The organism is Clostridium sp. Marseille-P3244, from assembly GCF_900120155.1.
Classification (GTDB): domain Bacteria; phylum Bacillota; class Clostridia; order Lachnospirales; family Lachnospiraceae; genus Mediterraneibacter.
This window is the reverse complement of sequence record NZ_LT635549.1, coordinates 510,683-536,569: the sequence shown is the minus strand read 5'-3', so window position 1 is coordinate 536,569 and position 25,887 is coordinate 510,683. Positions and strand designations below refer to the sequence as shown.

At 43.9% G+C, this 25,887-nt stretch carries 25 protein-coding genes, 1 tRNA gene and 1 pseudogene; 26 read left to right on the top strand and 1 reads right to left on the bottom strand.

Annotation, left to right across the window (positions count from 1 at the left end; all coding sequences use genetic code 11):
- Positions 1-6 precede the first annotated feature (6 nt).
- The 5 genes from BQ7367_RS04310 (at position 7) to rsmG (ending at position 6,396) form a co-directional block, all read left to right on the top strand.
- On the top strand, positions 7-1,353 hold the full coding sequence (locus tag BQ7367_RS04310) for a YidC/Oxa1 family membrane protein insertase (protein WP_072524360.1): 1,347 nt from the start codon (positions 7-9) through the stop codon (positions 1,351-1,353).
- Between the two features lie 57 nt (positions 1,354-1,410).
- On the top strand, positions 1,411-2,247 hold the full coding sequence (jag, locus tag BQ7367_RS04305; protein WP_072524359.1) for an RNA-binding cell elongation regulator Jag/EloR: 837 nt from the start codon (positions 1,411-1,413) through the stop codon (positions 2,245-2,247).
- Between the two features lie 68 nt (positions 2,248-2,315).
- Positions 2,316-3,689, top strand: a complete 1,374-nt coding sequence (gene mnmE / locus BQ7367_RS04300; protein WP_072524358.1) for a tRNA uridine-5-carboxymethylaminomethyl(34) synthesis GTPase MnmE — start codon at positions 2,316-2,318, stop codon at positions 3,687-3,689.
- The gene (gene mnmG, locus BQ7367_RS04295) at positions 3,655-5,556 is read left to right on the top strand and encodes a tRNA uridine-5-carboxymethylaminomethyl(34) synthesis enzyme MnmG (protein ID WP_072524357.1); all 1,902 of its coding nucleotides are present in this window, start codon (positions 3,655-3,657) and stop codon (positions 5,554-5,556) included. The genes mnmE and mnmG overlap by 35 nt, the downstream gene beginning before the upstream one ends.
- 117 nt (positions 5,557-5,673) lie before the next feature.
- The gene (gene rsmG, locus BQ7367_RS04290; RefSeq protein ID WP_442855347.1) at positions 5,674-6,396 is read left to right on the top strand and encodes a 16S rRNA (guanine(527)-N(7))-methyltransferase RsmG; all 723 of its coding nucleotides are present in this window, start codon (positions 5,674-5,676) and stop codon (positions 6,394-6,396) included.
- Positions 6,397-6,798: 402 nt separating this feature from the next.
- Here the strand turns inward: rsmG and BQ7367_RS04285 are convergent, their stop codons facing one another.
- Complete coding sequence (locus BQ7367_RS04285) at positions 6,799-7,761, bottom strand: alpha/beta fold hydrolase (RefSeq protein ID WP_072524355.1); 963 nt, start codon at positions 7,759-7,761, stop codon at positions 6,799-6,801.
- Positions 7,762-7,983: 222 nt separating this feature from the next.
- Between BQ7367_RS04285 and BQ7367_RS04280 the strand changes: the two genes are divergently transcribed.
- The 21 genes and pseudogenes from BQ7367_RS04280 to BQ7367_RS04180 all read left to right on the top strand — a co-directional run bounded on the left by BQ7367_RS04280 (position 7,984) and on the right by BQ7367_RS04180 (position 25,864).
- Positions 7,984-8,751, top strand: a complete 768-nt coding sequence (locus BQ7367_RS04280) for a ParA family protein (protein ID WP_072524354.1) — start codon at positions 7,984-7,986, stop codon at positions 8,749-8,751.
- A gap of 1 nt (position 8,752) precedes the next feature.
- On the top strand, positions 8,753-9,661 hold the full coding sequence (locus tag BQ7367_RS04275; RefSeq protein ID WP_072524353.1) for a ParB/RepB/Spo0J family partition protein: 909 nt from the start codon (positions 8,753-8,755) through the stop codon (positions 9,659-9,661).
- Between the two features lie 117 nt (positions 9,662-9,778).
- Positions 9,779-10,378 carry a DUF4446 family protein gene (locus tag BQ7367_RS04270; protein ID WP_072524352.1) on the top strand — a complete coding sequence of 200 codons (600 nt, stop codon included), beginning with the start codon at positions 9,779-9,781 and terminating at the stop codon, positions 10,376-10,378.
- A gap of 2 nt (positions 10,379-10,380) precedes the next feature.
- Positions 10,381-11,667 (top strand): serine--tRNA ligase, encoded by a 1,287-nt coding sequence (serS, locus tag BQ7367_RS04265; RefSeq protein ID WP_072524351.1) that lies wholly within the window; start codon positions 10,381-10,383, stop codon positions 11,665-11,667.
- A 4-nt stretch (positions 11,668-11,671) separates the two neighbouring features.
- The gene (locus tag BQ7367_RS04260) at positions 11,672-12,550 is read left to right on the top strand and encodes a DUF3881 family protein (protein ID WP_072524350.1); all 879 of its coding nucleotides are present in this window, start codon (positions 11,672-11,674) and stop codon (positions 12,548-12,550) included.
- A gap of 83 nt (positions 12,551-12,633) precedes the next feature.
- A tRNA-Arg gene (locus BQ7367_RS04255) sits at positions 12,634-12,707 on the top strand.
- 355 nt (positions 12,708-13,062) lie between these two features.
- Positions 13,063-14,178, top strand: a complete 1,116-nt coding sequence (locus BQ7367_RS04250) for a Fic family protein (protein WP_072524349.1) — start codon at positions 13,063-13,065, stop codon at positions 14,176-14,178.
- A gap of 120 nt (positions 14,179-14,298) precedes the next feature.
- Positions 14,299-15,519: an ROK family transcriptional regulator gene (locus tag BQ7367_RS04245; RefSeq protein ID WP_072524348.1), complete on the top strand. Its 1,221-nt coding sequence runs from the start codon at positions 14,299-14,301 to the stop codon at positions 15,517-15,519.
- Positions 15,520-15,584: 65 nt separating this feature from the next.
- Positions 15,585-16,961 carry a 6-phospho-beta-glucosidase gene (locus BQ7367_RS04240; RefSeq protein WP_072524347.1) on the top strand — a complete coding sequence of 459 codons (1,377 nt, stop codon included), beginning with the start codon at positions 15,585-15,587 and terminating at the stop codon, positions 16,959-16,961.
- Between the two features lie 14 nt (positions 16,962-16,975).
- The gene (locus BQ7367_RS04235) at positions 16,976-17,926 is read left to right on the top strand and encodes an ROK family protein (RefSeq protein WP_072524346.1); all 951 of its coding nucleotides are present in this window, start codon (positions 16,976-16,978) and stop codon (positions 17,924-17,926) included.
- Between the two features lie 17 nt (positions 17,927-17,943).
- Positions 17,944-18,210, top strand: coding sequence for an ABC transporter permease (locus tag BQ7367_RS04230; protein ID WP_072524345.1), 267 nt, complete (start codon positions 17,944-17,946; stop codon positions 18,208-18,210).
- Positions 18,211-18,252: 42 nt separating this feature from the next.
- The gene (locus tag BQ7367_RS04225; RefSeq protein WP_044992169.1) at positions 18,253-18,618 is read left to right on the top strand and encodes a metal-dependent transcriptional regulator; all 366 of its coding nucleotides are present in this window, start codon (positions 18,253-18,255) and stop codon (positions 18,616-18,618) included.
- Positions 18,619-18,646: 28 nt separating this feature from the next.
- Positions 18,647-19,138 carry a winged helix-turn-helix domain-containing protein gene (locus BQ7367_RS14545; RefSeq protein WP_235837541.1) on the top strand — a complete coding sequence of 164 codons (492 nt, stop codon included), beginning with the start codon at positions 18,647-18,649 and terminating at the stop codon, positions 19,136-19,138.
- Between the two features lie 143 nt (positions 19,139-19,281).
- A complete protein-coding gene (locus BQ7367_RS04215) occupies positions 19,282-19,905 on the top strand; it encodes a TetR/AcrR family transcriptional regulator (RefSeq protein ID WP_072524344.1) in 624 nt (207 codons plus the stop codon).
- Between the two features lie 112 nt (positions 19,906-20,017).
- Entirely contained in the window at positions 20,018-21,790 is a 1,773-nt protein-coding gene (locus BQ7367_RS04210) for an ABC transporter ATP-binding protein (protein WP_072524343.1), read from the top strand.
- A 1-nt stretch (position 21,791) separates the two neighbouring features.
- Positions 21,792-23,525 carry an ABC transporter ATP-binding protein gene (locus BQ7367_RS04205; protein ID WP_021658783.1) on the top strand — a complete coding sequence of 578 codons (1,734 nt, stop codon included), beginning with the start codon at positions 21,792-21,794 and terminating at the stop codon, positions 23,523-23,525.
- Positions 23,526-23,932: 407 nt separating this feature from the next.
- Positions 23,933-24,295, top strand: coding sequence for a cysteine-rich VLP domain-containing protein (locus tag BQ7367_RS04200; protein WP_072526058.1), 363 nt, complete (start codon positions 23,933-23,935; stop codon positions 24,293-24,295).
- Positions 24,296-24,594: 299 nt separating this feature from the next.
- Positions 24,595-24,942 carry a replication initiator protein A gene (locus tag BQ7367_RS04195; RefSeq protein ID WP_022789415.1) on the top strand — a complete coding sequence of 116 codons (348 nt, stop codon included), beginning with the start codon at positions 24,595-24,597 and terminating at the stop codon, positions 24,940-24,942.
- Positions 24,935-25,183, top strand: coding sequence for a hypothetical protein (locus BQ7367_RS04190; protein ID WP_072524342.1), 249 nt, complete (start codon positions 24,935-24,937; stop codon positions 25,181-25,183). The genes BQ7367_RS04195 and BQ7367_RS04190 overlap by 8 nt, the downstream gene beginning before the upstream one ends.
- Before the next feature lie 74 nt (positions 25,184-25,257).
- Positions 25,258-25,359, top strand: a pseudogene (locus tag BQ7367_RS14990) (recombinase family protein); the annotation flags it as partial.
- 154 nt (positions 25,360-25,513) lie between these two features.
- Entirely contained in the window at positions 25,514-25,864 is a 351-nt protein-coding gene (locus BQ7367_RS04180; protein ID WP_072524340.1) for a TnpV protein, read from the top strand.
- The last annotated feature ends 23 nt before the right edge of the window (positions 25,865-25,887 follow it).

Below are 25,887 nucleotides of genomic sequence, written 5' to 3'. Positions count from 1 at the left end.
CAAGCAATGGAATTATACGGGCTTTTGGCTGCCAGCGGAATTTATAACTGGCCGGTGATCAAACAGATTTCATGGCTGCTCGGCCAGGTTATGAATGGAATCTATAATGTAATGAGTTCGATCGGCATAGAAAATATCGGTATCTGTATCATCATATTTACAGTTATCGTTTATATGCTTCTGATGCCTCTTACGATCAAGCAGCAGAAATTCTCGAAGATGCAGACTGTACTGCAGCCTGAGATCCAGAAGATCCAGAAAAAATACGCAAATAAAAGAGATCAGGTGTCCATGCAGAAACAGCAGGACGAAATGAACATGGTGTATGAGAAATACGGTGTTAAGATGTCCAGCGGATGTCTCCCTTCTCTTCTCCAGATCCTGATCCTGTTTGGTCTTTATCCGGTTGTTCAGTATATTCCGGATTATGTAACAAAAGTCAGAAATGTATATCTTCCTCTTGTAGATGGAATACAGGCTACATCAGGATATCAGGGAATCATGGAAGAAGTTGCGAAAGGAATAGCTATCGGAAGTCCTGATTATTCCAATCCAGGACAACTGATCGAGGTGCTGTACCGGTTCCAGAATTCTACATGGGAAGCTCTGATCGACAAGATGCCGAATCTCGAAAGTGTCGCGCATTCGACAATGAATCAAATTTCGCATCTTAATAATTTTCTCGGGATCGATATAGGATCACATCCCTGGGAAATGTTAAAAGACGCTTTCGCGGCCGCATCCATCGTAGGGATTATTCTTGCCATACTGATCCCTGTACTTGCGGGTCTGACACAGTTTATCAGTGTAAAACTTACGCAGATGGGTTCTACCGGCGCGGCTTTGAATGATTCTGATAATCCGATGGTCAATTCTATGAAGACGATGACCTATACAATGCCGCTGATCTCAGTTGTATTTGGTTTCACTCTTCCGGCCGGACTTGGACTTTACTGGGTTGTCAGCGCGGTGGTCCGAAGTATTCAGCAGCTGTGTGTGAATAAATATCTGAAGAAAAAGAGTGTTGAGGATATCATTGAGGAAAACAGGAAGAAAGCACAGAAGAAGCGTGAGAAAAAAGGTGCTTCCGCAAAAGAGATTAATAAGATGGCCACAACAAGTACAAGAAATGTAGGTAATACGGCCAGATCAAATAGTAAGAAGGCTGAAGCTGAAAAGGAAGAAAAAATCCAGAGGGCGCAGCAGTTGGCACAGAATGCAAAACCGGGAAGCCTGACCTCAAAGGCTAATCTCGTAAGCAGATATAACAGTGGGAACAAGACAGAGAAACCTGCATCAGGTAATGCAGAAAAAGAACCGGAGGATAAAGCACAAGACAAAAAGAAAAAGTAACTGTCTGTCCTGGCAGATCATATGATGGACTGCATATGAGAAAGGAAGGAATAGAGGATGAAGGATAGTATCAGGGTATCAGCGAAAACATTGGATGATGCGATTACAGAAGCATTGATCCAGCTGGGAGTCACAAGTGACAGACTGGAATATGAAGTGATCGAAAAAGGCAGTGCGGGATTCCTTGGAATCGGTATGAAACAGGCCGTGATCGAGGCATGGAGGAAAAAGGAAAAAGAACCGGAAGAAGAAAAAATTGCAGAAAAAACGGGTTCCGGATCTGATGAATCCGAGAAAAAATCAGAACCACTCCAGCCCAGAAAAGAGAAGAAAAAGCACGAGAAAACCGCGGAAAAACGGGAGACAGAAAAGAAAGAAGAAAAAGAAACAGAAAGTGCCCCGGAAGAAGAAAGAAAAGAACAGGTCCTTGCTAAAGTAGAAGATCAGACGATACAGGCTGTAGAACAGTTTATAAAAGATACATTAAAAGCAATGGATATGGATGTGGAGATCACATCTTCGATCGATGATGACGGAGCTCTCTGCGTAGATATGAAGGGAGAGCATATGGGGATCCTGATCGGAAAACGAGGACAGACACTTGATGCTCTCCAGTATCTGGCAAACAGAGTCGCGAATAAACATCAGTCAGGATATGTAAGGGTAAAGCTGGATACAGAAAATTACCGCGCGAGAAGGGAAGAAACGCTGAAAAACCTGGCAAAAAATATTGCGCATAAAGTCAAGAGGACCAGGAGACCTGTTATACTTGAGCCAATGAATCCTTATGAAAGAAGGATCATCCATTCTGCGCTGCAGTCAGATCCATATGTAACGACTCACAGTGAAGGAGAAGAACCGTACAGGAAAGTCGTAGTTACATTAAAAAGATAGTCAGAAATGATAAAAGGGCGTTAAACGCCCTTTTTCTTCGATGTAATATCTGGAAACGGAGTTTATCAATGGAAAAAGATACCATTGCCGCAATATCTACCGGAATGACAAGTTCCGGGATAGGAATCGTCAGAATCAGTGGCGAAAATGCTTTTACCGTCGCTGACAGGGTATATAAAGGAAAAGAATTAATAAAGAATGCCGCAAGCCATACCATCCATTATGGACATATTTTAGACGGCAGTGGACTGATCGATGAAGTGCTTGTTATGGTGATGAAAGCTCCCCGCACGTTTACAGGGGAGGATACAGTTGAGATTAACTGTCACGGAGGAACTTATGTTGTAAGGAAAGTTCTGGAAACAGTCCTTAAAAACGGGGCCCGTGCGGCAGAGCCAGGTGAATTTACAAAGAGAGCCTTTTTAAATGGAAGAATGGATCTGTCTCAGGCTGAAGCAGTCATTGATGTGATCCATTCAGAAAATGACTATGCCCTTCAGAATTCTGTGAATCAATTAAAAGGCAGTATAAGAAATAAAATAAATAATATAAGAAATAAAATAATATACAACACTGCTTTTATAGAATCTGCGCTTGACGATCCGGAGCATATCAGTTTAGATGGTTATGGGACCGTTTTAAAAAATGTTTCTGAAGAAATTATAGGGGAACTTGAAGAGATGATCCGATCTTCAGATAACGGCAGAGTGATAAAAGAAGGAATCCGTACGGTTATCGTGGGAAAGCCAAACGCAGGAAAGTCTTCTCTTTTGAATGTTCTTTCCGGACATGAAAGGGCAATCGTTACAGACATAGAAGGAACCACAAGAGATATTCTGGAAGAAAAGATAAATCTCGGTGATTTAACCCTTGACGTCGTTGATACAGCCGGGATCCGGCAGACAGAAGACACCATAGAAAAAATCGGTGTAGAAAGAGCAAGAAAATACGCGGAAAGCGCGGACCTTATCATTTATGTGGTGGACGCGTCAAGAAAACTTGATGATAATGATCAAGAGATACTGGAAATAATCCAGAATAAAAAGACCATTGTACTTCTGAATAAGTCTGATCTGGAAATGGTTGTCTCACAGGAAGAAATAAAAAGCCATATCAAGGACGGAATCCCTGTTATCTCTGTATCCGCGAAGGAAGAAGACGGGATCAAAGATCTGGAAGATGCTGTAAAAGAAATGTTTCTGACCGGAAATATTTCTTTTAATAATCAGATTTATATATCAAACGCAAGACAGAAACAGGCACTGGAAGATGCCTCCGGAAGTATGAAAAAGGTAATTGAAAGTATTGAGAACGCTCTGCCGGAAGATTTTTATACTATTGATCTTATGGACGCATATGAATCCCTTGGAAAAATTACCGGAGAGTCCGCAGGAGAAGATTTAATCAATGAAATATTCAGCAAATTCTGTATGGGAAAATAAAGACGAATATGATGTTGCAGTTGTCGGTGCCGGGCATGCAGGCTGTGAAGCTGCTCTGGCCTGCGCGAGGCTCGGTTTTCGTACGATAGTGTTTACTGTCAGCGTGGACAGTATCGCTCTTATGCCCTGCAACCCAAATATCGGAGGAAGTTCCAAAGGACATCTTGTCCGGGAGGTAGATGCTCTGGGGGGTGAAATGGGAAAGGTCATTGACCGTACCTTCATCCAATCTAAGATGTTGAACCAGTCAAAAGGGCCGGCAGTACACTCCTTAAGAGCCCAGGCGGATAAATCGGATTACAGCAGGGCAATGAGACAGGTACTGGAATCTCAGGAGAATCTGGATATCCGGCAGATGGAAGTGACAGACATACTTGCCGAAGACGGCAGAGTGACAGGTGTACAGACCTTCTCAGGCGCTATATACCGCTGCAGAGCCGTTATTTTGTGTACAGGCACATATCTGAAGGCGAGATGCATTTATGGCGATATAAGCACGTATACGGGCCCAAACGGACTTCAGAGCGCAAACTATCTGACGGACAGTCTGAAGGCTCTTGGGATTCAGATGTATCGTTTTAAAACAGGGACTCCTGCCCGTATAGACAGAAATTCTATTGATTTTGGAAAGATGGAGGAACAGAAAGGCGATGAAAAGATCGTCCCCTTTTCTTTCACGACAAATCCGGAAGATATCCAGATCGACCAGGTATCCTGCTGGCTCACATATACAACAGAAAAGACCCATGAGATCATAAGAAAGAATCTGGACCGCTCTCCTCTTTTCTCCGGAGCCATCGAGGGTACGGGGCCCAGATACTGCCCTTCTATTGAGGATAAAGTAGTTAAATTTCCGGATAAGAACAGGCATCAGGTATTCATTGAACCTGAGGGAATCCATACAAATGAAATGTATGTAGGCGGAATGTCCAGTTCTCTGCCGGAAGACGTCCAGTACGCCATGTACAGAAGCGTTCCGGGCCTGGAACATGCCAGGATCGTGAGAAATGCCTATGCCATCGAATACGACTGTATTGATGCCCGGCAGCTGAAGAGTACACTGGAATTTAAAAGTATTGAAGGTCTGTTCAGCGGAGGACAGTTTAATGGAAGTTCCGGCTATGAAGAAGCCGCGGCCCAGGGTCTCATGGCGGGAATCAATGCCGCCAGAAAACTGCAGGGGAAGGAAGGGATCGTTCTCGATCGTTCTCAGGGATATATCGGAGTGCTGATTGATGATCTGGTTACAAAAGAAAGCCATGAACCTTACCGGATGATGACATCACGCGCCGAATACCGCCTCCTTCTGCGCCAGGATAATGCAGATCTGCGGCTTACAAAAATCGGATATGAAATCGGACTCATAAGCGAAGAACGCTATCAGAACCTTTTGAAAAAAGAATCACAGATTCAGAAAGAGATCCAGCGCGTAGAAAAAACAAATATAGGGACCTCGGAAAAAGTGCAGAAACTTCTGGCTTCCTGCGGCAGTACCCCCCTTAATTCAGGAACCACACTCGCAGAACTCATACGACGGCCCGAACTCAGTTACAAAAAACTTGAGGACATAGATGAAAACAGGCCGGATCTGCCCGAAGATGTAGAAGAACAGGTAGAAATCAATATCAAATATGACGGCTATATCAGACGCCAGATGCGTCAGGTGGAACAGTTCAGGAAAATGGAAAATAAAAAAATACCCGAAGATATTGATTATGATACAATTAAAAGCCTGCGAATTGAAGCAAAACAAAAACTGACACAGATCCGCCCCTCTTCTATCGGCCAGGCATCCAGAATATCGGGAGTGTCGCCGGCAGATATATCAGTGCTGCTTATATACTTAAAAGGGACGCGTACTTCTTAAAAGGGGCCGTGTACCTTTTAAAAAGTGCCTGTCCCCTTTTAAAAGGTACCTGACCCCTTTTTTCAAAGTTATCAGAAAACAATTATATTATAATAAAAATACAAAAAAATGAAAAATATGTCAGAATATAATTATTTTAAAAATATAATATCAGAATATTTAGATATCACATTATCTTCTTCACAGATTGAATCTTTTAACTGTTATTATGAAATGTTGATTGAATGGAATAAGGTTATGAATCTTACAGCCATTACTGATTGCCATGAAACTCTGGTCAAGCATTTTATGGACAGTCTTATGATCTCAAGGATCCTTGACTTAAATAAAATATCCTGGATGATTGATGTGGGAACGGGTGCCGGATTCCCGGGAATTCCTGTAAAGATCGTTTATCCCCACATTAAACTGGTGCTTCTGGATTCTCTGAATAAAAGAATTAAATTTTTGAACGCTGTTACGGAAACGTTAAAACTTGAAAATGTAAGCACTTTACATGGCAGGGCCGAAGATTTTGCCAAAAAGCTGGAATACAGAGAAAAATTCGATCTTTGTGTGTCACGCGCCGTTGCGAATCTTTCAACTCTGAGTGAATACAGTCTTCCATTTGTAAAGAAAAGTGGAAATTTTGTGGCGTATAAAAGCAGCAATTGTGAAGAAGAAATAGAAGAATCAAAAAATGCTGTAAAAATACTGGGCGGAGAAATTAAAAAAATTGATAAATTTGAATTGCCCGGTACAGATATGGGACGTGCCTTGGTACAGATAGAAAAAATTAAAAATACCCCTAATGGGTATCCGAGAAAAGCTGGAATGCCCTCTAAAGAACCTCTGAAATAGAAATCTGAGTTTGTTGAGGGTGGATGTGGCCGCCAGGGAAGGAAGAGGATATCCATCTCGGGCACGCTTTCGCTCGGAGCTGCAACGCAACGGCACATAAGGGCGCAAAGGACGCGCCCCAAATGCCGGCGTTGCTGCACGGCCCTCGATGGACACCTTTTCCTTTCCCGGCTTCTTATCCTACCGTCTCAACAATCTCGCGATTTAGAAGTGATTGAGAAAGCGGAACGTTATCGACGATATGGTCTGCTTTTAAGAAAATCAGAAAATATATGCCAAAGATCCGTGGCTGGAAGAGCTCTTTCTGCCGCCGCAGAATACATTTTTCGATATCAGCTTTTTATACCCTACGCTTTAACTATTCTCCCCGGTATTTCCTGGATCACTCCAACAAATTCAGATTTACTCATCTGTCGAAAATAATATTTTTATCTGTTCAAGAAATTCGTCAGGCTTTTCTACGTGAGGCATCTGTTTTGTATTATTGATGCTTACGATCTCAATGGACGGAAGTTGATTTTGATATTGACTCGCTGTTAGTAGATTTTCTGGATTAGAATTCCCGGAAACAATAAAAATGCTGTTATTAAGTTTTTTCAGACAGGACATAATATTCGCGTTTGTAAATCTTGATTTTTGACAGGCATATAAATATTTTGATCGAGCTTTGTTGCGTTGAGAAGCTTCAAAACACTCCAGAATATCTTTTTCCTTGATTTCATTTTGATTATAAAAATATGATGACGCAAAAACATGTGAAATTGTGCGCTTATTTACCTTAATATTGTAAATAAAAGTGCCTATCACAGGAGTAAACAGTATATATTTTATTAATTTTGTGCGTTTAGTAGGAATTTTCGCAAGATGTACCATGTTATCAGGATTGATCATTACTACCCTGTTTATGATTGATTCATCATTAGCGCAGGCCATCAAAACGAAAGAACACGAATTTCCGGAAACAATTATGTCGGTTTTTTCTCCAATTATATGTTTAATAAAATCAGTAATTAATTGTACATATAAAAAATTCGTGTAAGTGAAAATTGGACGTTCAGAGCACCCGCATCCCAGCAGGTCAATTGTATATATGGTATTAGTTTTAGAAAGTTCTGTCCGGATATTTTCCCATTCATATGATGATGACCATACGCTAAAGTCATGAATTAGAAGTACGGGAGCACCATTACCTGTTTTTTTATACGCAATTTGCCCAAATCTCCAGTCGTAGAATTGAAAAGAATCTTCCTGAAGAAGATCGTCTGCTGTTGCTATATAAGAAAAAACTCTGTTTATTACATGCATTGTTGCTGTGGTAATTCCAGCGCAAGCTGTTATAAACCCAAGTTTCTTTTTCCAACCCATTATATCACCTGCTTTCATTCTTTTATTTGATTATACTACACAGAATTATCTAATTCAAGGAACGACAGCAATATTAAGAAGGTTCCGGTTTTAAATTATTTATGTAAATGTTTCACGTGAAACATTAAATTTTTGTTTCACGTGAAACATTTTATAGATTAATAAATAGAAAGGTGCTATAATGAAAAAGTATCAGCTGGGAATATTTACAAGGAGGAAAAAATGGGGAGAATAATTGCTATTGCCAATCAAAAAGGTGGAGTAGGAAAGACTACAACGGCTATTAATCTTTCGGCAGCATTGGCAAGTATGGATAAAAAGGTCCTTGCCCTTGACATGGATCCGCAGGGTAATATGACAAGTGGGCTTGGTGTGGACAAAGAGAGTGTAGAGAAAACAGTATATGATCTTATTATAGGTAACGCCGGCATAGATGAGTGTATATATAAAGATGCACTGGAAAATCTGGATGTTCTTCCCTCAAACATTAATCTGTCAGCAGCAGAGATTGAATTGATAGGAATTGACAATAAGGAGTATATATTACAAGGAGAAGTAAAAAAGATAAGAGAAAATTATGACTTCATCGTAATTGATTGTCCTCCGGCCTTGAGTATGCTTACAATAAATGCCATGACAACCGCCGATTCAGTAATTGTTCCTATTCAATGCGAATATTACGCTCTGGAAGGACTCAGTCAATTGATCCATACAATTGAGCTTGTCCAGGAAAGACTAAATCCGGGTCTGGAAATAGAAGGAGTTGTTTTTACTATGTATGACGCAAGAACAAATCTTTCTCTTCAGGTAGTGGAAAATGTAAAGGATAACTTAAATCAGAATATTTATAAGACGATTATTCCCAGAAATATAAGATTGGCGGAAGCTCCAAGCTATGGTATGCCTATCAATCTTTATGATCCTAAATCGACGGGCGCAGAAAGTTATATGATGTTGGCAGAAGAAGTTATTCATAAAGGAGAGGATTAATATGGCGGTTAAACGAAATGGATTAGGTAAAGGACTGGACAGTCTTATTCCAAATAAAACTGGAGGAACATCTGCGGGAAGCGGAACGAAAATCAAAAAGGAAGAGACTATCAACAGCTCCGGTGAAATGCTTGTTAAAATAAACGAAGTAGAGCCGAACAGAGAACAGCCAAGAAAAGAATTTGATGAAGATGCTCTGATGGAGCTTGCTGACTCGATCAAACAATTTGGTATTCTTCAGCCCCTTCTTGTTCAAAAGAAAAAAGACTATTATGAGATCATAGCAGGAGAGAGAAGATGGAGGGCGGCTAAGATCGCGGGGCTTAAAGAGGTCCCTGTAATTGTAAAGGAGTATACAAATCAGGAAATAGTTGAAATTTCACTGATAGAAAATATCCAGAGAGAAAATCTTAATCCGATCGAAGAGGCCATGGCCTATAAAAGACTGCTCGAAGAATTTAATCTTAAACAGGATGAAGTGGCGGAAAGAGTATCAAAAAGCAGAACAGCTGTTACCAATTCAATGAGACTTTTAAAGCTCAGTACACGTGTACAGCAAATGATTGTAGATGATATGATCAGTACTGGACACGCAAGAGCACTCCTGGCCATAGATGATGAGGAACAACAGTACCTTCTTGCAAACAGGATATTTGATGAAAAACTCAGCGTTCGTGAGACAGAAAAACTGGTGAAGGCACTGAAAAATCCTAAAAAAGAAATCCAGAAGCCCAAAACAGAACATACGTTCGTATATGAAAATCTGGAAGAGCATATGAAAAATGTTATTGGAACAAAAGTAAGTGTTACGCCCAGAGCGAATGGAAAAGGAAAAATAGAGATAGAATATTATTCAGAGGAAGAACTGGAGAGAATCTATGAGTTGATTCTGTCTATCCAGACAAAGTAATAAGTGTAAGGGAACAGGATGGGCTTAACAGAAACTAATATACAGGGAGAATGGAATCTGAGAAAGCGGCACTTTACTCGGAATGGGGATATATAATTAAAAGGAGATGCAGTACAAATGAACGGAATACTTGAAAGTATGGGAGTAGATCCCTTTTACTTATTTGTTGTTGTCTTTATTTTGCTGATCGCGCTGATCATCATATATTCCATGTTGAATTATAAATATAAACGTCTGCTAAGAAGTTATTCAACATTTATGCGCGGGAAAAACGGTAAGGACCTGGAAAAAAGCATTTTTAAGAAATTTGAGCAGCTGGAGGAAATTTCACAACAGGTAGATCAGAATAAAGCGCAGATTCAGGAAATATTCCGTCAGATGGAAGGCCATTATCAGAAAGCAGGTATAGTAAAATATGACGCGTTTCAGGAAATGGGAGGCACACTCAGCTTTGTACTGACCATGTTGGATAGTAATAACAACGGATGGATATTTAACGCAATGCACAGCAGAGAGGGCTGTTATACTTATATAAAAGAAATTATAAAAGGTGAGAGTTATATCGAATTGTCGGAAGAAGAACGACAGTGTCTCGAAAAGACGATCTATCAGGAAGAGTACGATATAAAGGATATGAAGGAAGAACGTCCTTCCGTCAAAAAAAAGAACGAGATAGAAAAAGAACAGAAAGATAAAGAAAAGGAAGAGAGGGAATAAACGTGTTAGATATTAAATTTGTAAGAACGAATCCGGACATCGTAAAACAGAATATTAAAAATAAATTTCAGGACGAGAAGCTTCCGTTAGTAGATGAAGTAATAGAGCTTGACCGGAGAAACCGTGACATCAAACAGGAAGTAGAAGCGCTGAGATCAGAAAAAAATAAGGCTTCTAAGCAGATCGGCGCCATGATGGCACAGAAAAAACTTGAAGAAGCAGAAGCTCTGAAGAAAAAAGTGGCAGAAAGCGCCGGACGGATCGATGAACTTTCCGCAGAAGAGAAAGATGTAGAAGAAAAGATCCGGAAGATCATGATGACGATCCCGAATATTATCGATCCTTCTGTTCCAATCGGAAAAGATGACAGTGAAAATGTAGAGATCGAGCGCTTTGGAGAACCGGTGGTTCCCGACTTTGAGATTCCATACCATACAGATATTATGGAATCATTTAACGGGATCGATCTCGACAGCGCAAGACGGGTTGCCGGAAACGGATTTTATTATCTTATGGGAGATATTGCAAGACTCCACTCTGCGGTGATCTCCTATGCCCGGGATTTTATGATAAACAGAGGGTTCACATACTGTGTTCCGCCTTTTATGATCCGAAGCAACGTAGTGACAGGTGTCATGAGTTTTGCTGAAATGGACGCCATGATGTATAAAATCGAGGGAGAAGACCTTTACCTCATCGGGACCAGCGAGCATTCCATGATCGGGAAGTTTATCAATACGCAGCTCACAGAGGATCAGCTGCCGCAGACACTGACCAGCTATTCTCCGTGTTTCAGAAAAGAAAAAGGAGCCCATGGAATTGAAGAACGTGGGGTATATCGGATACATCAGTTTGAAAAACAGGAGATGATCGTTGTCTGTAAACCGGAAGAGAGTATGCACTGGTATGATAAATTATGGCAGAATACAGTAGACCTGTTCCGCTCCATGGATATCCCGGTACGGACGCTGGAGTGCTGCTCCGGAGATCTGGCAGACCTGAAAGTGAAATCCTGCGATGTGGAAGCGTGGTCACCCCGCCAAAAGAAATATTTTGAGGTGGGAAGCTGTTCCAACCTCGGGGATGCTCAGGCGAGAAGACTGGGAATCCGCATTAAAGGCGAAAAAGGGAGCTATTTTGCACATACATTAAACAACACAGTGGTCGCGCCGCCGAGAATGCTTATTGCTTTTCTTGAAAATAATCTGCAGGCGGACGGATCTGTCAGGATTCCGGAAGTTCTGAGACCATATATGGGCGGAAATGAAAAATTGATTCCAAAGGAATAAAAAAATGCATCAATATTTGAAAGCAGTCGGGTTTGATAATGTCCGCACAAGAAAAGACCTGAAAGAGATCATGGAGGAAGTCCGGGCAGAGTACGGCCATCAGACCATAGTCTCCTACAAGCCCGGCGAGGATTTCTGTGAGATAAGGAAAGAGTACGGACAATGTATCGGAGTGGCAATTTGCGGTGAACTCGACGAATATGAAAACTTTGAGCCGTCCTACTATTTTCCATACTTTCTTGGAAGCGGCATCAGTACCTACGCGGAGATCGCTGTAGAACGGCGGATAGAGAAGGAACAGTATGTAGGGATGTGCGAAGATTCCAGGATCGGTATCAGCCTGATCTTCACTTTGCAGAACGGAATTGAATATATGAGAGAGCGCCAGGCGGGATTTGTATCAGCGGAAGTAACTACATCTGTTACGCTGGCCGGATTGGCTCTTTCAGGTACGGTTCTGCTGCCCGTGATAAAAGACGAACAGAAACAAAAAAGTGAGCAGGAAGCCTCGGACAACAGGAAGATGCTCTTAAATGCAGCCCGGAATGGAGATCAGACAGCGATAGAAACGCTGACGCTGGATGACATTGATATCTATTCCCAGGTATCCCGGCGGCTGGCCAGAGAGGACGTATTTTCCATCGTGGACACTTATTTTATGCCCTATGGCGTAGAATGTGATCTGTATTCGATCATGGGTGAGATACTGGCTGTGAGAAAGCGGAAAAATATATCCACCGGGGTGGAGCTTTATCAGATGAAGCTGAATGTAAATGAGCTGCAGTTCGATGTGTGTGTTCCTGCGGCAGAAGTAATGGGAGAGCCGGAGATCGGGAGAAGATTCAAGGCGACTGTCTGGCTTCAGGGATATATTAATTTCTGATACAAATTTAGAAAAAGGTTGAGAAATCAGAGAAAACGTGATATATTATTAACTGCGTCGAAACGGACGTAGCAATGATATATGTCGCTATAGCTCAGCAGGATAGAGCGACCGCCTCCTAAGCGGTAGGTCGGAGGTTCGAATCCTCTTAGCGACGGGAAATGCGCCGAAAACTTTGATAAGTGATCAGGTTTTCGGCGTGTTCTATTTTTCGGAAAAAGCTGAACTTCCAGTTAGATTTGAGAGTATACCGCAGATCCCTTTTGCCAGCCGGTAATAGCTGAAATGTACTTTTTCCGTACACAGAAGTTTTCAAACGGAAACATCTGCTTTTACATGGGAAAGATAAGAGTTATGCATTTTTGAAAGTTGTGGGTAATCAGCAGGTCTGATTGGGAGTTCTGTGGACAGAACTGCGGAAACTCAAGGTGATCAAGATAGACAGGGGATGTGGATTTGCTTATAATGAAGATATCAGACTGATTGAAAGACCATGAAGTGAGGTAGTGGATATGGAACAAGACCCGTTTAAAGGATATTTGAGGGAGTCTGAACCAGATAAAGCTTATAGGGGCTATGCCTGGAGTACAGCAATCGGACTTCAGGCGGTGGACGGACTCAGGCCATCTAAATATTTGATAGATACTGCCATTCAGAACATTGAAGGCAAAATTACGATGAAAGAAGCACAGATGCTTATTAACAGCTACTATGAAGAAAGACCCGTGCATTTGCCAGATGATGAGCGTACCGAAGAAGCAGATAAGGTTTCTTCCCGTATTGCAGAAATTCTTTCTGAAACAGCGTTCTCATTTTCTCCGAATGAGTATATCTCTATCCATCGCAGACTCTTTCAGGGAATTTACAAAGAAGCCGGAAAAATCAGAGATTATAACATTACAAAAAAAGAATGGGTGTTGGATGGGGCAACTGTTGTGTATGGCAGTGCTTTAGAGCTGAAAGCAACGCTTGAATATGATTTTTCGCAGGAGAAAAACTTTAGCTATAAAGGTCTTTCAATGGATGAGATCATTCATCATCTTGCAGTATTCATTTCAAGGTTATGGCAGATCCATATCTTTGGCGAAGGCAATACGAGAACAACCGCAGTGTTTTTCATTAAATATTTGAGGACACTTGGTTTCTCTGCAACCAATGATATTTTTGCGGAAAATGCGTGGTATTTCAGAAATGCACTTGTGCGCGCAAACTACACGAACCTGCAAAAAGGTATTTACGAAACAACAGAATATCTTGAAATATTTCTCAGGAATCTGCTTTTGAACAAAAAAAATGAGCTTCATAATCGAAATCTCCACATAAGTGGAATTTTAAATGAAGCAAAAGTGGACATTGAAGATGAAAAAGTGGATATTGAAAGCGATAAAGTGGATATTGAAAGCATACTCTCTACAAGAGGAAGAAGTTTTGCAGTAAAAACGACTGCTCATATCCATAGACTCTTTGAGAAGTTTGGGTTTGATGAAATATTTGGAAGAAGTGCAGTTATGGAGCTTCTTGGGCTGAAAAGCTCAGGGACTTCCAAACTTCTTTCAAATTTAGTTCAGGCAGATATTATTGAACCAGTATCCGGCCACGGAAAAGGGAAATATAAATTCAAAAAATAAGTCAAACAGCTGGTGCAAAAGTGTCAGTGCATTTGCCAATATATCCGGCAGAATATTGATTTAGGAAAAGCGATGAAAGCTTTGCAATATTTCCAACAGCAGTGTATAATTTTAGTAATTATGAAAAATACGAGCGAAGAGGGGAAGTCGGCTTATATGGAATATCAGGTTGGAACAAAACAGTTGATCAAACAGATAAATCAGACAGCGATCCTGAAAGTAATAAGAGAGCATGAACCTATTTCAAGGGCGGATATCGCAAAAATATTAAAGCTGACATCTGCCACAGTATCCAGCAATATAGCAGAACTCATGGAGAAAGGCCTTGTCCGGGAAATCGGGACAGGCGAATCAAATGGGGGCCGTCGGCCGGTACTTCTGACGATCGATAAGGAAAAAACAGCGATCATCGGAGTAGACGTACATAAAACATCAGTGAGCTGCGGACTTGTGAATTTGGCAGGAGTAGTGCTGCAAAGCTGTGCTCAGGAGTTTTCCAATCCAAACGGGCATTATGAACTTGATGTGCTGACATGTATAGAAAAGGTGATAAAAAAGAATCAGAACAGGGTGATTTTAGGAATTGGAGTCGGCATGTGTGGAATCATCGATCTGAACAGATGTATTTCGCTTTTTGTCCCGGCGAGCAGGACGCTGGTAAACTTTGATCTGAAGGCCTATCTGGAAGAAAATACAGGGTTCGAGGTGCATCTGGACAACGATGCTAATGCTATGGCTGTAGGAGAAAGATGGTTCGGAGCTGCAAGGACGGCGAAAAACTGTCTGTTTCTTAATATCGGACAAGGAATCGGTTCCGGAATTTTAATCGATGGTGAGATTTACCGGGGAAGCGGATTTGCAGCCGGGGAGATCGGGCATGTCAGAGTACAGGAGAACGGAAGAAAATGTGTGTGCGGAAAGAAGGGGTGCCTTGATACTGTTGCCACAGAATACAGTATGCTGAATCAGCTACGTGAGGAGATTGAAAAAGGCAGAGATACTCTGTTAAAGACAAAGAAAGACTCTCTTGATATAGAAGGAGTGCTGGAAGCTGCAGAAAGCGGGGATGAGCTTACGATCTCAGTGCTGTCAAAGATCGGTACATATATAGGACGAGCGGTTTCCTATGCGGTCAATATCCTGAACCCGGATCTTGTGATTTTTGGGGGCAGTATGTCAAAGCTGGGGGACTTTATCCTCAAACCGCTGAAAGAAGAGGCGGTCCGGCTGTGTATGTATGAGTCGGGAAAAAATACGGAGTTTGTTCTGTCTGAGTTGGCGGATGATGCAGGAGTGGTCGGAGCGGCAGCATTATATATCCAGGAAATAATTGGGTATTGACAACAAAGTCTTTTTTTGCTACACTTTATTTAATCACTAAACAAACAAAGAGTTGGAGGGATTTTATGAAGATCGTGATCATCGGAGCTGGGAGCAGTTATACTCCGGAATTTATGAATGGGCTGATTGTGCGATATGACGAACTGCCAGTCAAAGAAATCTGGCTTGTAGATATAGAAGAAGGCAGAGAGAAGATGGAAGTCATCAAAAATCTGGCTGTCCGTATGTGGAGAAGAGCAGGGAAAAATGTAAAGATCTATGCGACGCTTGACAGACGGGAAGCGCTTCCGGATGCGGACGTAGTGGTCTCTCAGTTTCGGGTAGGACGGTTATATGCGAGGATAAAGGACGAGCGTATCCCTCTGCTCCACAGAATGCTCGGACAGGAGACGAACGGTGCGGCGGAAATCTTTAATGCATTCCGGACGATACCTGTGGTACGGGAGATCATAGAGGATATGAAAGAGTTATGCCCGGACGCCTGGCTGATCAATTTTACAAATCCGAGCGGGATACTGACAGAAGTGATCATCCGGTATTTTGGGTGGGATAAATGCATCGGCCTGTGCAATGTGCCTACGATCGCAATGATGGAAGAACCTGTAAAACTGGGGATCGATCCTGCTGAACTGACCTACCGGTTTGCGGGCATCAATCACTTTCACTGGCATAAGGTCTGGGACAAAGAGGGGAACGATCTTACGGAGAAAGTAATCGGATTTGTAAATGACAGGGACGGGGGAACACCAGTCAATATTTACGGCGCTCCCTTTGATCTCGATCTGATAAAGAGTATGGATGCTGTTCCGTGCGGATATCACAGATATTATTTCCAGACGGAAGAGATGGTTGCCCACAGTATCCAGGAATTTGCGGGAAGACAGACTCGGGCAGAACAGATGCTTAAAGTAGAGGAGCAGCTTATAGAACTCTACAGGGACCCAGGACTGGACACCATGCCGGAACTACTGAAAAAGCGCGGCGGGGCATACTACAGTGATACTGCGTGCGAATGCATCAGCGCGATCTTTAATGATAAAAAAATACATCTTGTGGTAAATACGGTGAACCATGGCGCGGTCCCGGTTCTGGGAGAGTCTAGTGTGGGGGAAATGTCGTGCATTATTTCCTCAGAGGGGGCAGAACCGCTTCCCTGCGATATACTGAACCCGGCATGTGAAGCAATGTTGAAATCTATGAAAGCAATGGAGCAATGCGTGATCGCGGCAGCTTTGACAGGAGATTATGGAATGGCGCTCCAGGCGTTCTGTATCAATCCGCTGGTAAAAAACGGAAGAGATGGGAGACAGGTCCTGGATGAATTACTGGTTGCCCACGAGAAGTTCCTGCCGCAGTTTTCAGATGTGATCCGGAGTCTGAAAGAGAAAGGGATCAGAAGTTCCGATCCTGTAGTTCAAGAATTGTGCAGGAACGGCAATTAAAAAGGAAGTGCATTATGTATATCGGAATAGATATAGGGGGAACAAAAATTGCCTATGGGCTGTTTGACAGGAACAAAACATTGATACATACCTTCAGGAGTCCGACAGATAGAAAACTGAAAGCAAAGAGTTTTTTTGATAAGCTTCTCCATGATATGGAAGAATTTCTGAAAGGATGCGGATACAGGATTGAGAACATAAACGGGATCGGAATAGGGCTGCCCTCCTTTCTTGATTATAAAAAAGGATGGATCATCAAGACCGGAAGCCTGCCGGAACTCCATGATTTTCCGGTCAGGGATTATCTGATGGAAAAACTGGGACAAGGTATTGCCTTATCTATCGACAATGACGGAAATGCTGCGGCCCTTGCGGAAATACGGAGGGGAGCGGGCAGAGAATTTGAACATATGGTCTATTGTCTGATCAGCACGGGGATCGGTTCGAGCATCATTATTGACAGAAAACTATTCCGAGGAAGTTATGGCTGGGCGGGGGAAAGCGGACACATGATCGCTGATGTGGGCTGCCGGGATGAAATCTTATGTGGCTGTGAAAACCGGGGATGCTTCAATTCTTATGCGTCGGGGAAAATGGCGGCCATGCGTGCAAAGCGGGTCATCCAGGCCGGAGAAAAATCGATTTTGCCGGAACTGGCCGGGTCTGTAGAGAATATCTCGATGGAACATATATTTAAAGCGGCGGATATGCAGGATCCGGTTGCCGTCCGTGTGAAGGAACAGATGCTGGAATATCTTGCGGTCTGGCTGTACAACATGTATGAGATGCTGAATATCAATTGTTTTGTATTCAATGGCGGGATGATACAGGCGCAGGAGCAGATGCTGGAACAGCTGAAAGAAAAATTTAATGAGTTAAACAAAGATTCGTATCCGGTCTGTTTTTTAAAAAGTAAGCTGGGAGACAAATCCGGAATATATGGAGCGATGGAATTGCTCTTTTAGATAACAGGAGGAAAGAGATGGAAACGGTAAAAAAATCAAAAATTGCATGGGCAAGCCTGGTCAAATGGATTTTTCTGGTAATACTGATTATTTTTTTCGGGCTGACAAGTGATGTGTTTTTCTCGGTGACAAACCTTCTCAATATTATTACGCAGATATCGATGACGGGAATTATAGCTCTGGGTATGACGTATGTCATTATTACCGGAGGGATCGATCTTTCATCAGGATCTGTGCTTGCGTTTGTCGGGTGTATAGTTGCAATTATGTCAAAGGCGAAATAACGGTAGTGAACACGAAGAATGTTCTGGAAGGGAGGTGTGCCAATGGCTTTGACACCAGCGATGGAGGATTATCTGGAGGCTATCTTAATGATAAAACAGCAGCACGGTTATGTTCGATGCGTAGATGTCGCAGAGCAGTTGGGGGTAAAAAAGCCTTCCGTAAGCCGGGCAGTCAAGGAACTCATAAAATCCGGCCATCTTGTTAAAAATGCTGACGGTACACTTTCCCTAACGGAACTAGGATTGCAGATTGCCGAACAGATTTACGAAAAGCACCTGTTTTTCACAAAGCAACTTATATTGGCTGGCGTGGATCCCGAAACCGCAGAGCAGGATGCTTGCGGCATTGAACACGCAGTTAGTTCAGAATCGTTTCAAAAATTAAAGAAAGCATTTGATGACGGTTAGGTGGTGGTGATATGGGAAATTAGCCGTGTTGGATTTAGAGGATTCTGGCAGACAAATAGGCAAAAAACTGCTTTCCCTGCTTTCCCCGAATCAAAAGAAGGAGTTGGCTCAATTTGTTCGTGACTATGAGGCTGGCGATATTCCGGCTGATCTTCCATATACAACGCACTTTCGAGGCCAGTATTTTACTCCATTACAGGTGGATCAGCCATTAACAGAAATCCGGGAAGGTGATTTATATTTCTGTTTAGAGCAACGCCTTGTGATGGTGCAAGGCAATGTGATTCCTCTGACAGTCAAAGAATTTGAAATCTTCTCCTTGCTTATCTTAAATCCAAAACGAGTATTCACCTATGAAATGCTTATGGATCTGGTATGGAAAGAAGATTATACTTACTATTCACGGAAAGCGGTAAACAACCATGTAAGCAATCTACGGAGAAAATTGAGGGTTTCCCCTGATCTGCCGGACTATGTAAAAAGCGTCTACGGTATCGGCTATAAGTTTGAAGAAAAATAGAAAGGTGAGGAAGTGTATAAACGCTGCCTCACCTTGTTTTATCTCTAATGTCTCTGAAATGCTTCTATGGGTAATTTCCCTCTTGACAGAACCCGCCTCTCGAGATAAAATATAACAGTGATATATAACAGCGTTATAAGGAGATGAAGAAAATAGACGGCAATCTGACAACCTTAGAACGTATCCACCAGGCCGCAAAAGCAGAGTTTTTAGAAAAAGGGTACAAAGACGCTTCCTTGCGGAATATTGTGAAATCCGTGGGAATGACTACCGGAGCCTTTTATGGCTATTACAAAAGCAAAGAAGAATTGTTCGAGGCTTTGGTAGGCGAGCATTATGCGTACCTGCTTGGCTGTTTTCAAAAAGCGCAGAAGGAATTTGCCGATCTCCCCCACGAGCAGCAGCCGGAGGTTATGGGAGACATTTCCGGCGCTTGCATGTTTGATATGCTCCACTACGCTTATGAACATCTTGAGGAATGTAAGCTCATCCTCTGCTGCTCGGAAGGGACAAAATTTTCCGGCCTTATTGATGAAATGGTGGAAATTGAGGCAGCGGCAACCCATGCCTATCAAGAAGTCTTGCAGGAGCTTGGGCGGCCTTCTCCCCAGATTGACCCCGCGCTGGAGCATATCCTGATTACCGGCATGTTCCACACCTTTTTTGAATTGGTGATTCACGAGATGCCGCTTCAAAACGCAGAAAATTATGTGAAGGAAATGCGGGCTTTCTATACAGCCGGATGGATGAAAATTATGGGGCAGTAATGCCCTGTAATTTTTGCTCATAGGTTAGCGATAACTAACTTATACGGATATAAGAAGGACGCGCTTGTGTTCTCTTTATCATAGATGAAATAAAGAAAAGGAGGAATCTTCTTTGAAAAAACAATCCAATCTGTCACGCCTGCTACAGATTGCAGGCAACCACAAATACCTGACTTACGCTTCCTGGGTGCTTTCGGCCATCAGCGCCCTCATAGCGTTAGTGCCTTTCTACTATATCTGGAAGGTCATGCAGGAAGTGTTGGCAGTTGCGCCGGATTTCAGCCATGCGCAAAACCTGACCCGTAACGGCTGGATGGCGGTGCTGTTCGCAGTGATCGCGGTGTTGGTCTACATAGGCGCTCTGATGTGTTCCCACAAAGGGGCGTTCCGCATTGCCACCAACCTGCGCCTACAAACGATTGAGCATATTGTAAAGCTGCCGCTGGGGTTTGCAGAGCAATTCGGCAGCGGCAGGCTGCGCAAGATCGTCAATGAATCCAGCGCCGCCACCGAAACCTATCTGGCGCATCAGCTTCCCGACCGTGCCAATGCCATTGCGACGCCATGCGGCCTTTTGGTTCTGCTACTGGTGTTCGACTGGCGGCTGGGACTTTTGAGCCTTGTGCCGGTAGTGCTGGGCTTTCTGATTATGATGACGATGACCGGAAAGAAAATGCAGGAAAAAATGAAAGAATACCAAAACGCTCTCGATGATATGTCCAATGAAGCGGTAGAGTATGTACGGGGGATTCCCGTTGTAAAAACCTTCGGGCAGACCATATTCTCCTTCAAAAAATTCAAGGATTCCATTGATAGGTATAAGGTGTGGGTGATTGCCTATACCAAGCAGCTTCGAGCACCCATGATGTTCTATACGGCAGCCATCAACGGCGTCTTTGCCGCGCTGATTGCCGGTGCGCTGATTTTTACCCAAGGCGGCGTTACCAAGGATTTCCTGCTGGATCTCATGTTCTATATCATCATTACGCCCATTATCTCCGTTACCCTCACCCGCATCATGTTCCAGAGCGAAAACGCCATGATTGTAGACGATGCCTTGCAGAGAATCGACAGCGTATTGAATCTTAAGCCGCTTGCAGAACCAAAACAGCCGGAACACCCAGAGGACGCTTCGGTACAGCTTAACCATGTTCATTTCAGTTATGATGGAAAAAACGAGGTCATCAAGGATATTTCCCTTTCAATTCCCGCAGGGCAGACGGTAGCTTTTGTGGGACCTTCTGGCGGTGGCAAGACCACGCTTGCCAATCTGATCTGCCGGTTTTTTGACCCGCAAGGCGGGCAGGTGAAAATTGGCGGCGTGAATGTGAAGAACATCGCCAAAGAGGAACTTATGAATACCGTTTCTTTTGTATTCCAGAACAGCCGCCTAATCAAAGCCTCAATTTTGGAAAATGTGCGCATGGGAAAGCCTAACGCGACCCGCGAAGAAATTATGGCCGCGCTCCATAATGCCCAGTGCGACGATATTCTGGAAAAGCTGCCGAGGGGCGCAGACACCGAGATCGGGACAAAAGGTGTGTACCTTTCCGGCGGCGAACAACAGCGGATTGCCATCGCCCGCGTGATGCTGAAAAATGCGCCTGTCGTAATTTTAGACGAGGCCACCGCCTTTGCCGACCCGGATAATGAATCCCGCGTACAGGCAGCCTTTTCCAAGCTGTCACAGGGGAAAACGGTGATTATGATCGCCCATCGGCTCTCTACCGTGGCTGGCGCAGACCAAATCTATATCATTGAGGACGGGCAGATCACAGAGAGCGGCAAAAGCCGTGAGCTGTTGAAAAAAGGCGGCGTATTCAGCCGCATGTGGCAGGACTATCAAACTTCTGTTCAATGGAAGGTTGCAAAGGAGGTACAATAACATGATAAAACGGCTGCAAAAACGGTATGCCCTTTCCGAGCAGGGGGCGAAGGATCTGGTAAAAGGCTGCCTTGCCTGCGTCCTCCAGAATCTTTCCTTTATGTTTCCCGTTGGGCTTTTATATTTTTTAGTGGCCGATCTGATGAACGGCGGCGTACCCGGTGAAAAAATTATCTTTTATATCATCGGCTGCGCGGTGTGTATCGGTCTGATCCTGCTTACCACTTACTTTCAGTACAACGCCACGTATTTTGCCACCTATACGGAAAGCGGAGTGCGGAGGATTACGCTGGCCGAACGGCTGCGGAAAATTCCCTTGTCCTTCTTTGGAAAAAAGGATTTGGCGGATCTCACCAGCACCATCATGGCCGACTGCACCTTTTTGGAGCAGAGTTTTTCCCACTTCATTCCCGAACTGGCAGGCTCCATTATTTCTACGGTCTTAATTTCCATTAGCCTTTTTGTATTCGATTGGCGCATGGCATTAGCGGCGCTGTGGGTATTGCCGGTTGCCTTTGCTATTGTAGGCTTCTCCGCAAAGGTGCAGGAACGGCTCAATCAGAAAGCGATGGATGTAAAGATGGCCTGCGCCGACGGGATTCAAGAGTGCATTGAAACTGTGCGCGACTTAAAAGCCAACAACGCCGAAGCAGAATACCTGAAAGGCTTGGAAAAGAAAATCCGCGCCGTGGAACATCGTTCCATTCTCAATGAGTTTGGGTTGGCGGCCTTTGTGGTATCCGCTTCACTCATATTAAAGCTGGGAATTGCCACCGTTGCGCTGGCAGGCTCGGTTCTGCTGATAGCAGGCAGTCTCGATGTGCTGACCTTCTTCCTGTTCCTGCTGGTTGTTTCACGGCTCTACGATCCGCTGCAAGGGGCGTTGCAAAATCTGGCGGCGGTTATCAGCACCCGCACTAATATCGCCCGCATGAATGAAATCCTCGATCATCCGATTCAGCAGGGAGAAAACAGACTTTCCAACAAAGGCTATGACATTACCTTCGACCATGTAGGCTTTGCCTATAACACAGGAGAAACCGTATTGAAAGATGTTTCCTTTACCGCAAAACAGGGCGAAGTCACGGCCTTGGTAGGGCCCTCTGGCGGCGGCAAAACAACGGTTTCCCGGTTGGCTGCAAGATTTTGGGATGTGAGCCGGGGAAAGATCACCGTGGGAGGCATGGATATTTCCAAAATTGACCCGGAGACGCTGCTTTCCCTGTTCTCCATTGTATTTCAGGACGTTACCCTGTTTGACAATACCATTCTGGAGAATATACGAATTGGGAATAAAGACGCTACTGATGAGCAGGTGTTAGCGGCAGCACGGCTTGCTAATGTAGATGAATTTGCCGAAAAGCTGCCGGATGGCTGGCATACCAACATCGGGGAAAACGGCTGCGAGCTTTCCGGCGGTGAACGGCAGCGGATTTCCATCGCGCGGGCCTTTCTGAAAAACGCGCCGATCATTCTTTTGGATGAGGCTACCGCTTCGCTGGATGTAGAGAATGAAACCCTGATTCAAACCGCCCTTTCCCGCCTGATCGCAGATAAGACGGTGCTGGTGATTGCCCACCGGATGCGCACCGTAGCCGGAGCAGACAAAATCGTGGTGCTTTCTGAAGGAACTGTGGCCGAAGAAGGCGCACCGGAAACATTGTTGAAGCAAAACGGCTTATATGCCCGAATGGTGAAGCTACAGACGGAGAGCCAGAATTGGAAGCTGGCGTAAAGTCTTTATTTCTTCCAGTTTTATTATCTGCCGCGTCGGCTATAAATTTGAAATCTGAGGAATGCCATCATGGCTTGAAACGGCCATGGTGGTATTTTTTTTGCGAAAACACCTATAAAAACACCCTTAAAAATGTCACGACTAATAGAGAGGTATTTTTAAATTTTTCTGCTGAACCCCCCGTAAAAATCCCCTCAAAATGAAATGACTATTAGAAGGGTATTTTTGTGTTTGTCCACGCAATAATTCCCTCGAAAATATACGGATATATGAGAGGGATTTTGAGCTATCTCAAATTTATTTTCAAAAGGGGGTGTCATTTTGCTGTCAAAATGTACGGATAAATAGAAGGGTGTGTTTTGACCGTCCAAAAGGAGGTGATAGAAATCAAAGAGAAAATCCCCGTGATGACCTACTCCCAATACCGCAGAGCTAGAAAGCTAGTCCATCAGTGCTGCAACTATGAGAGCGGGAACTGCCTTGCCCTTGACGATGGAGAAGAATGCGTTTGCGTGCAAAGCATTTCCTACTCTCTGCTGTGCAACTGGTTCCGTGCCGCTGTCCTGCCTTTGGATGAACCTCTGGTGACTGCTTTGCTTCATCGGAAAGAACATAAACGGTGCGCTGTCTGCGGACAATCCTTTCTTCCCGGTTCCAACCGGGCAAAATACTGCAAGTCCTGCGCCGCTATCGTTCACCGCAGGCAGAAAACAGCCAGTGACCGGAAAAGGCGGGCTGCCTGCGGACAATTAGAGACGAAAAAGGCTTGATTCTGCGGGCTTTGCAAGCACCGGTCAACGGGATAGAGGGATAAATCCTTATGCCCGCCCAGAACGAGCTTCTAATTGTCCGCACAGGCTCCTGACCTAAACGGGAATATCCAGGATTGGTTTTTCAGAACATGGCAAAGCTGACGCTCTGGAGCGCCCATATCCTGTTTTTCAGTCCGTGGCTTTCCCGCCTGTCAGACAGCCCGGATTTAGACGGTAGTTAATAAAAAAGAGTTAAATACAAAATGGTCAATATCAATCTATCTATCATAGCGATGAATGGATAGGAAGGAGAATTTATGATTCCATACAAAACAGATACCGATATTTCGTCTTATATCATTTTCCCACGATTCCTTATCCCCCTGGATTTATCCAATGACGCCAAGGTGCTGTACGCCCTGCTTTTAGACCGGGCGGGGATTTCCAGGAAGAAAGGATACATCGAAGCAGATGGGACTATCCGTCTGTACTTTACTGTGGAGGACGCCAAAGCGAAACTTCGCCGAAGCAGGCAGGTGGCAACACGGGTGTTTCATGAACTGGAATCCTGCGGTTTGATCTTCCGCCGGAAACAGGGGCTTGGCAGACCGGCTGTGATCACCCTGAATCTGCCAGCTAAAGAAAGGAGGAGCGCCAATGATTGATGACCAAAAGCTGTATGAGCTGCTGAAAGACTTTGACCCCGCAGTAGGGGAACGGATGGAAAAGCACTTCAAGGATGGGGCGTTTTATTTTGACCTTGGCGGCAGCAGCTATCCTTTCTTTGAGGGGAATACCGTCTATACGGTCATTCCCCACTTTGCGGAAAAAGGCTCGGAAGGGATCGTGAAGAAGCTGAAGCGGCTGATGGAAAAAAATTTGAAAGAGAAAGAACCGGAAAGATAGCTGCAAAAAGCCAATCGGAGCGTTATAATAAGGGCAACCGTTTACTTGGCTGCCTGAACAGAAAGGAGAAGCAAATGAACCAGCAGCCAGAGAAAATCACCGCTTTATACTGCCGCTTGAGCCAGGACGACGCTCTGGACGGAGAAAGCAATTCCATTACCAACCAAGAGTTACTATGTAGAGGGTGGTTTCTCCCACCTAATACATATGACTGCGGCTCATTTGTGGTGAATGGAACAGCAGTTGTAGGAAAGGAGAAGAAAAGTCCGTATAACCACTGGAAATCAACACAAAAAGGAGCTGATTTATATGAAATAAATATTTGAGCAGATGGGTGGCACTTACCGTCAGGAGGGCGATTATCTCATTCCAAACCTCTCCCTGCCAGATGAATCAGAATATCAGATTGGCAAATACGGGCGTATGCGCCGCAGCTATCTGAAAGAACATCGCCCCATTCTCTACACAAACCTGCTCACAAGCGGAACGCTGCACCGGCATCTTGCGGAGATCGACCAAGCCTGCAACGAGCGTATGGAAATCATCGTTTCTGCAATGGCGAAGCAGGAAGATGTGACCGAAACACTCAAAGCATCTGCCCAAATGGAATGGGTGCGCCACATGAACAGCATCCGCAGCCTTGCCGAGGAAATCGTTTTGACCGAGCTTGTATATGAATGACAAATGCCCGTTATCGGCTGTAT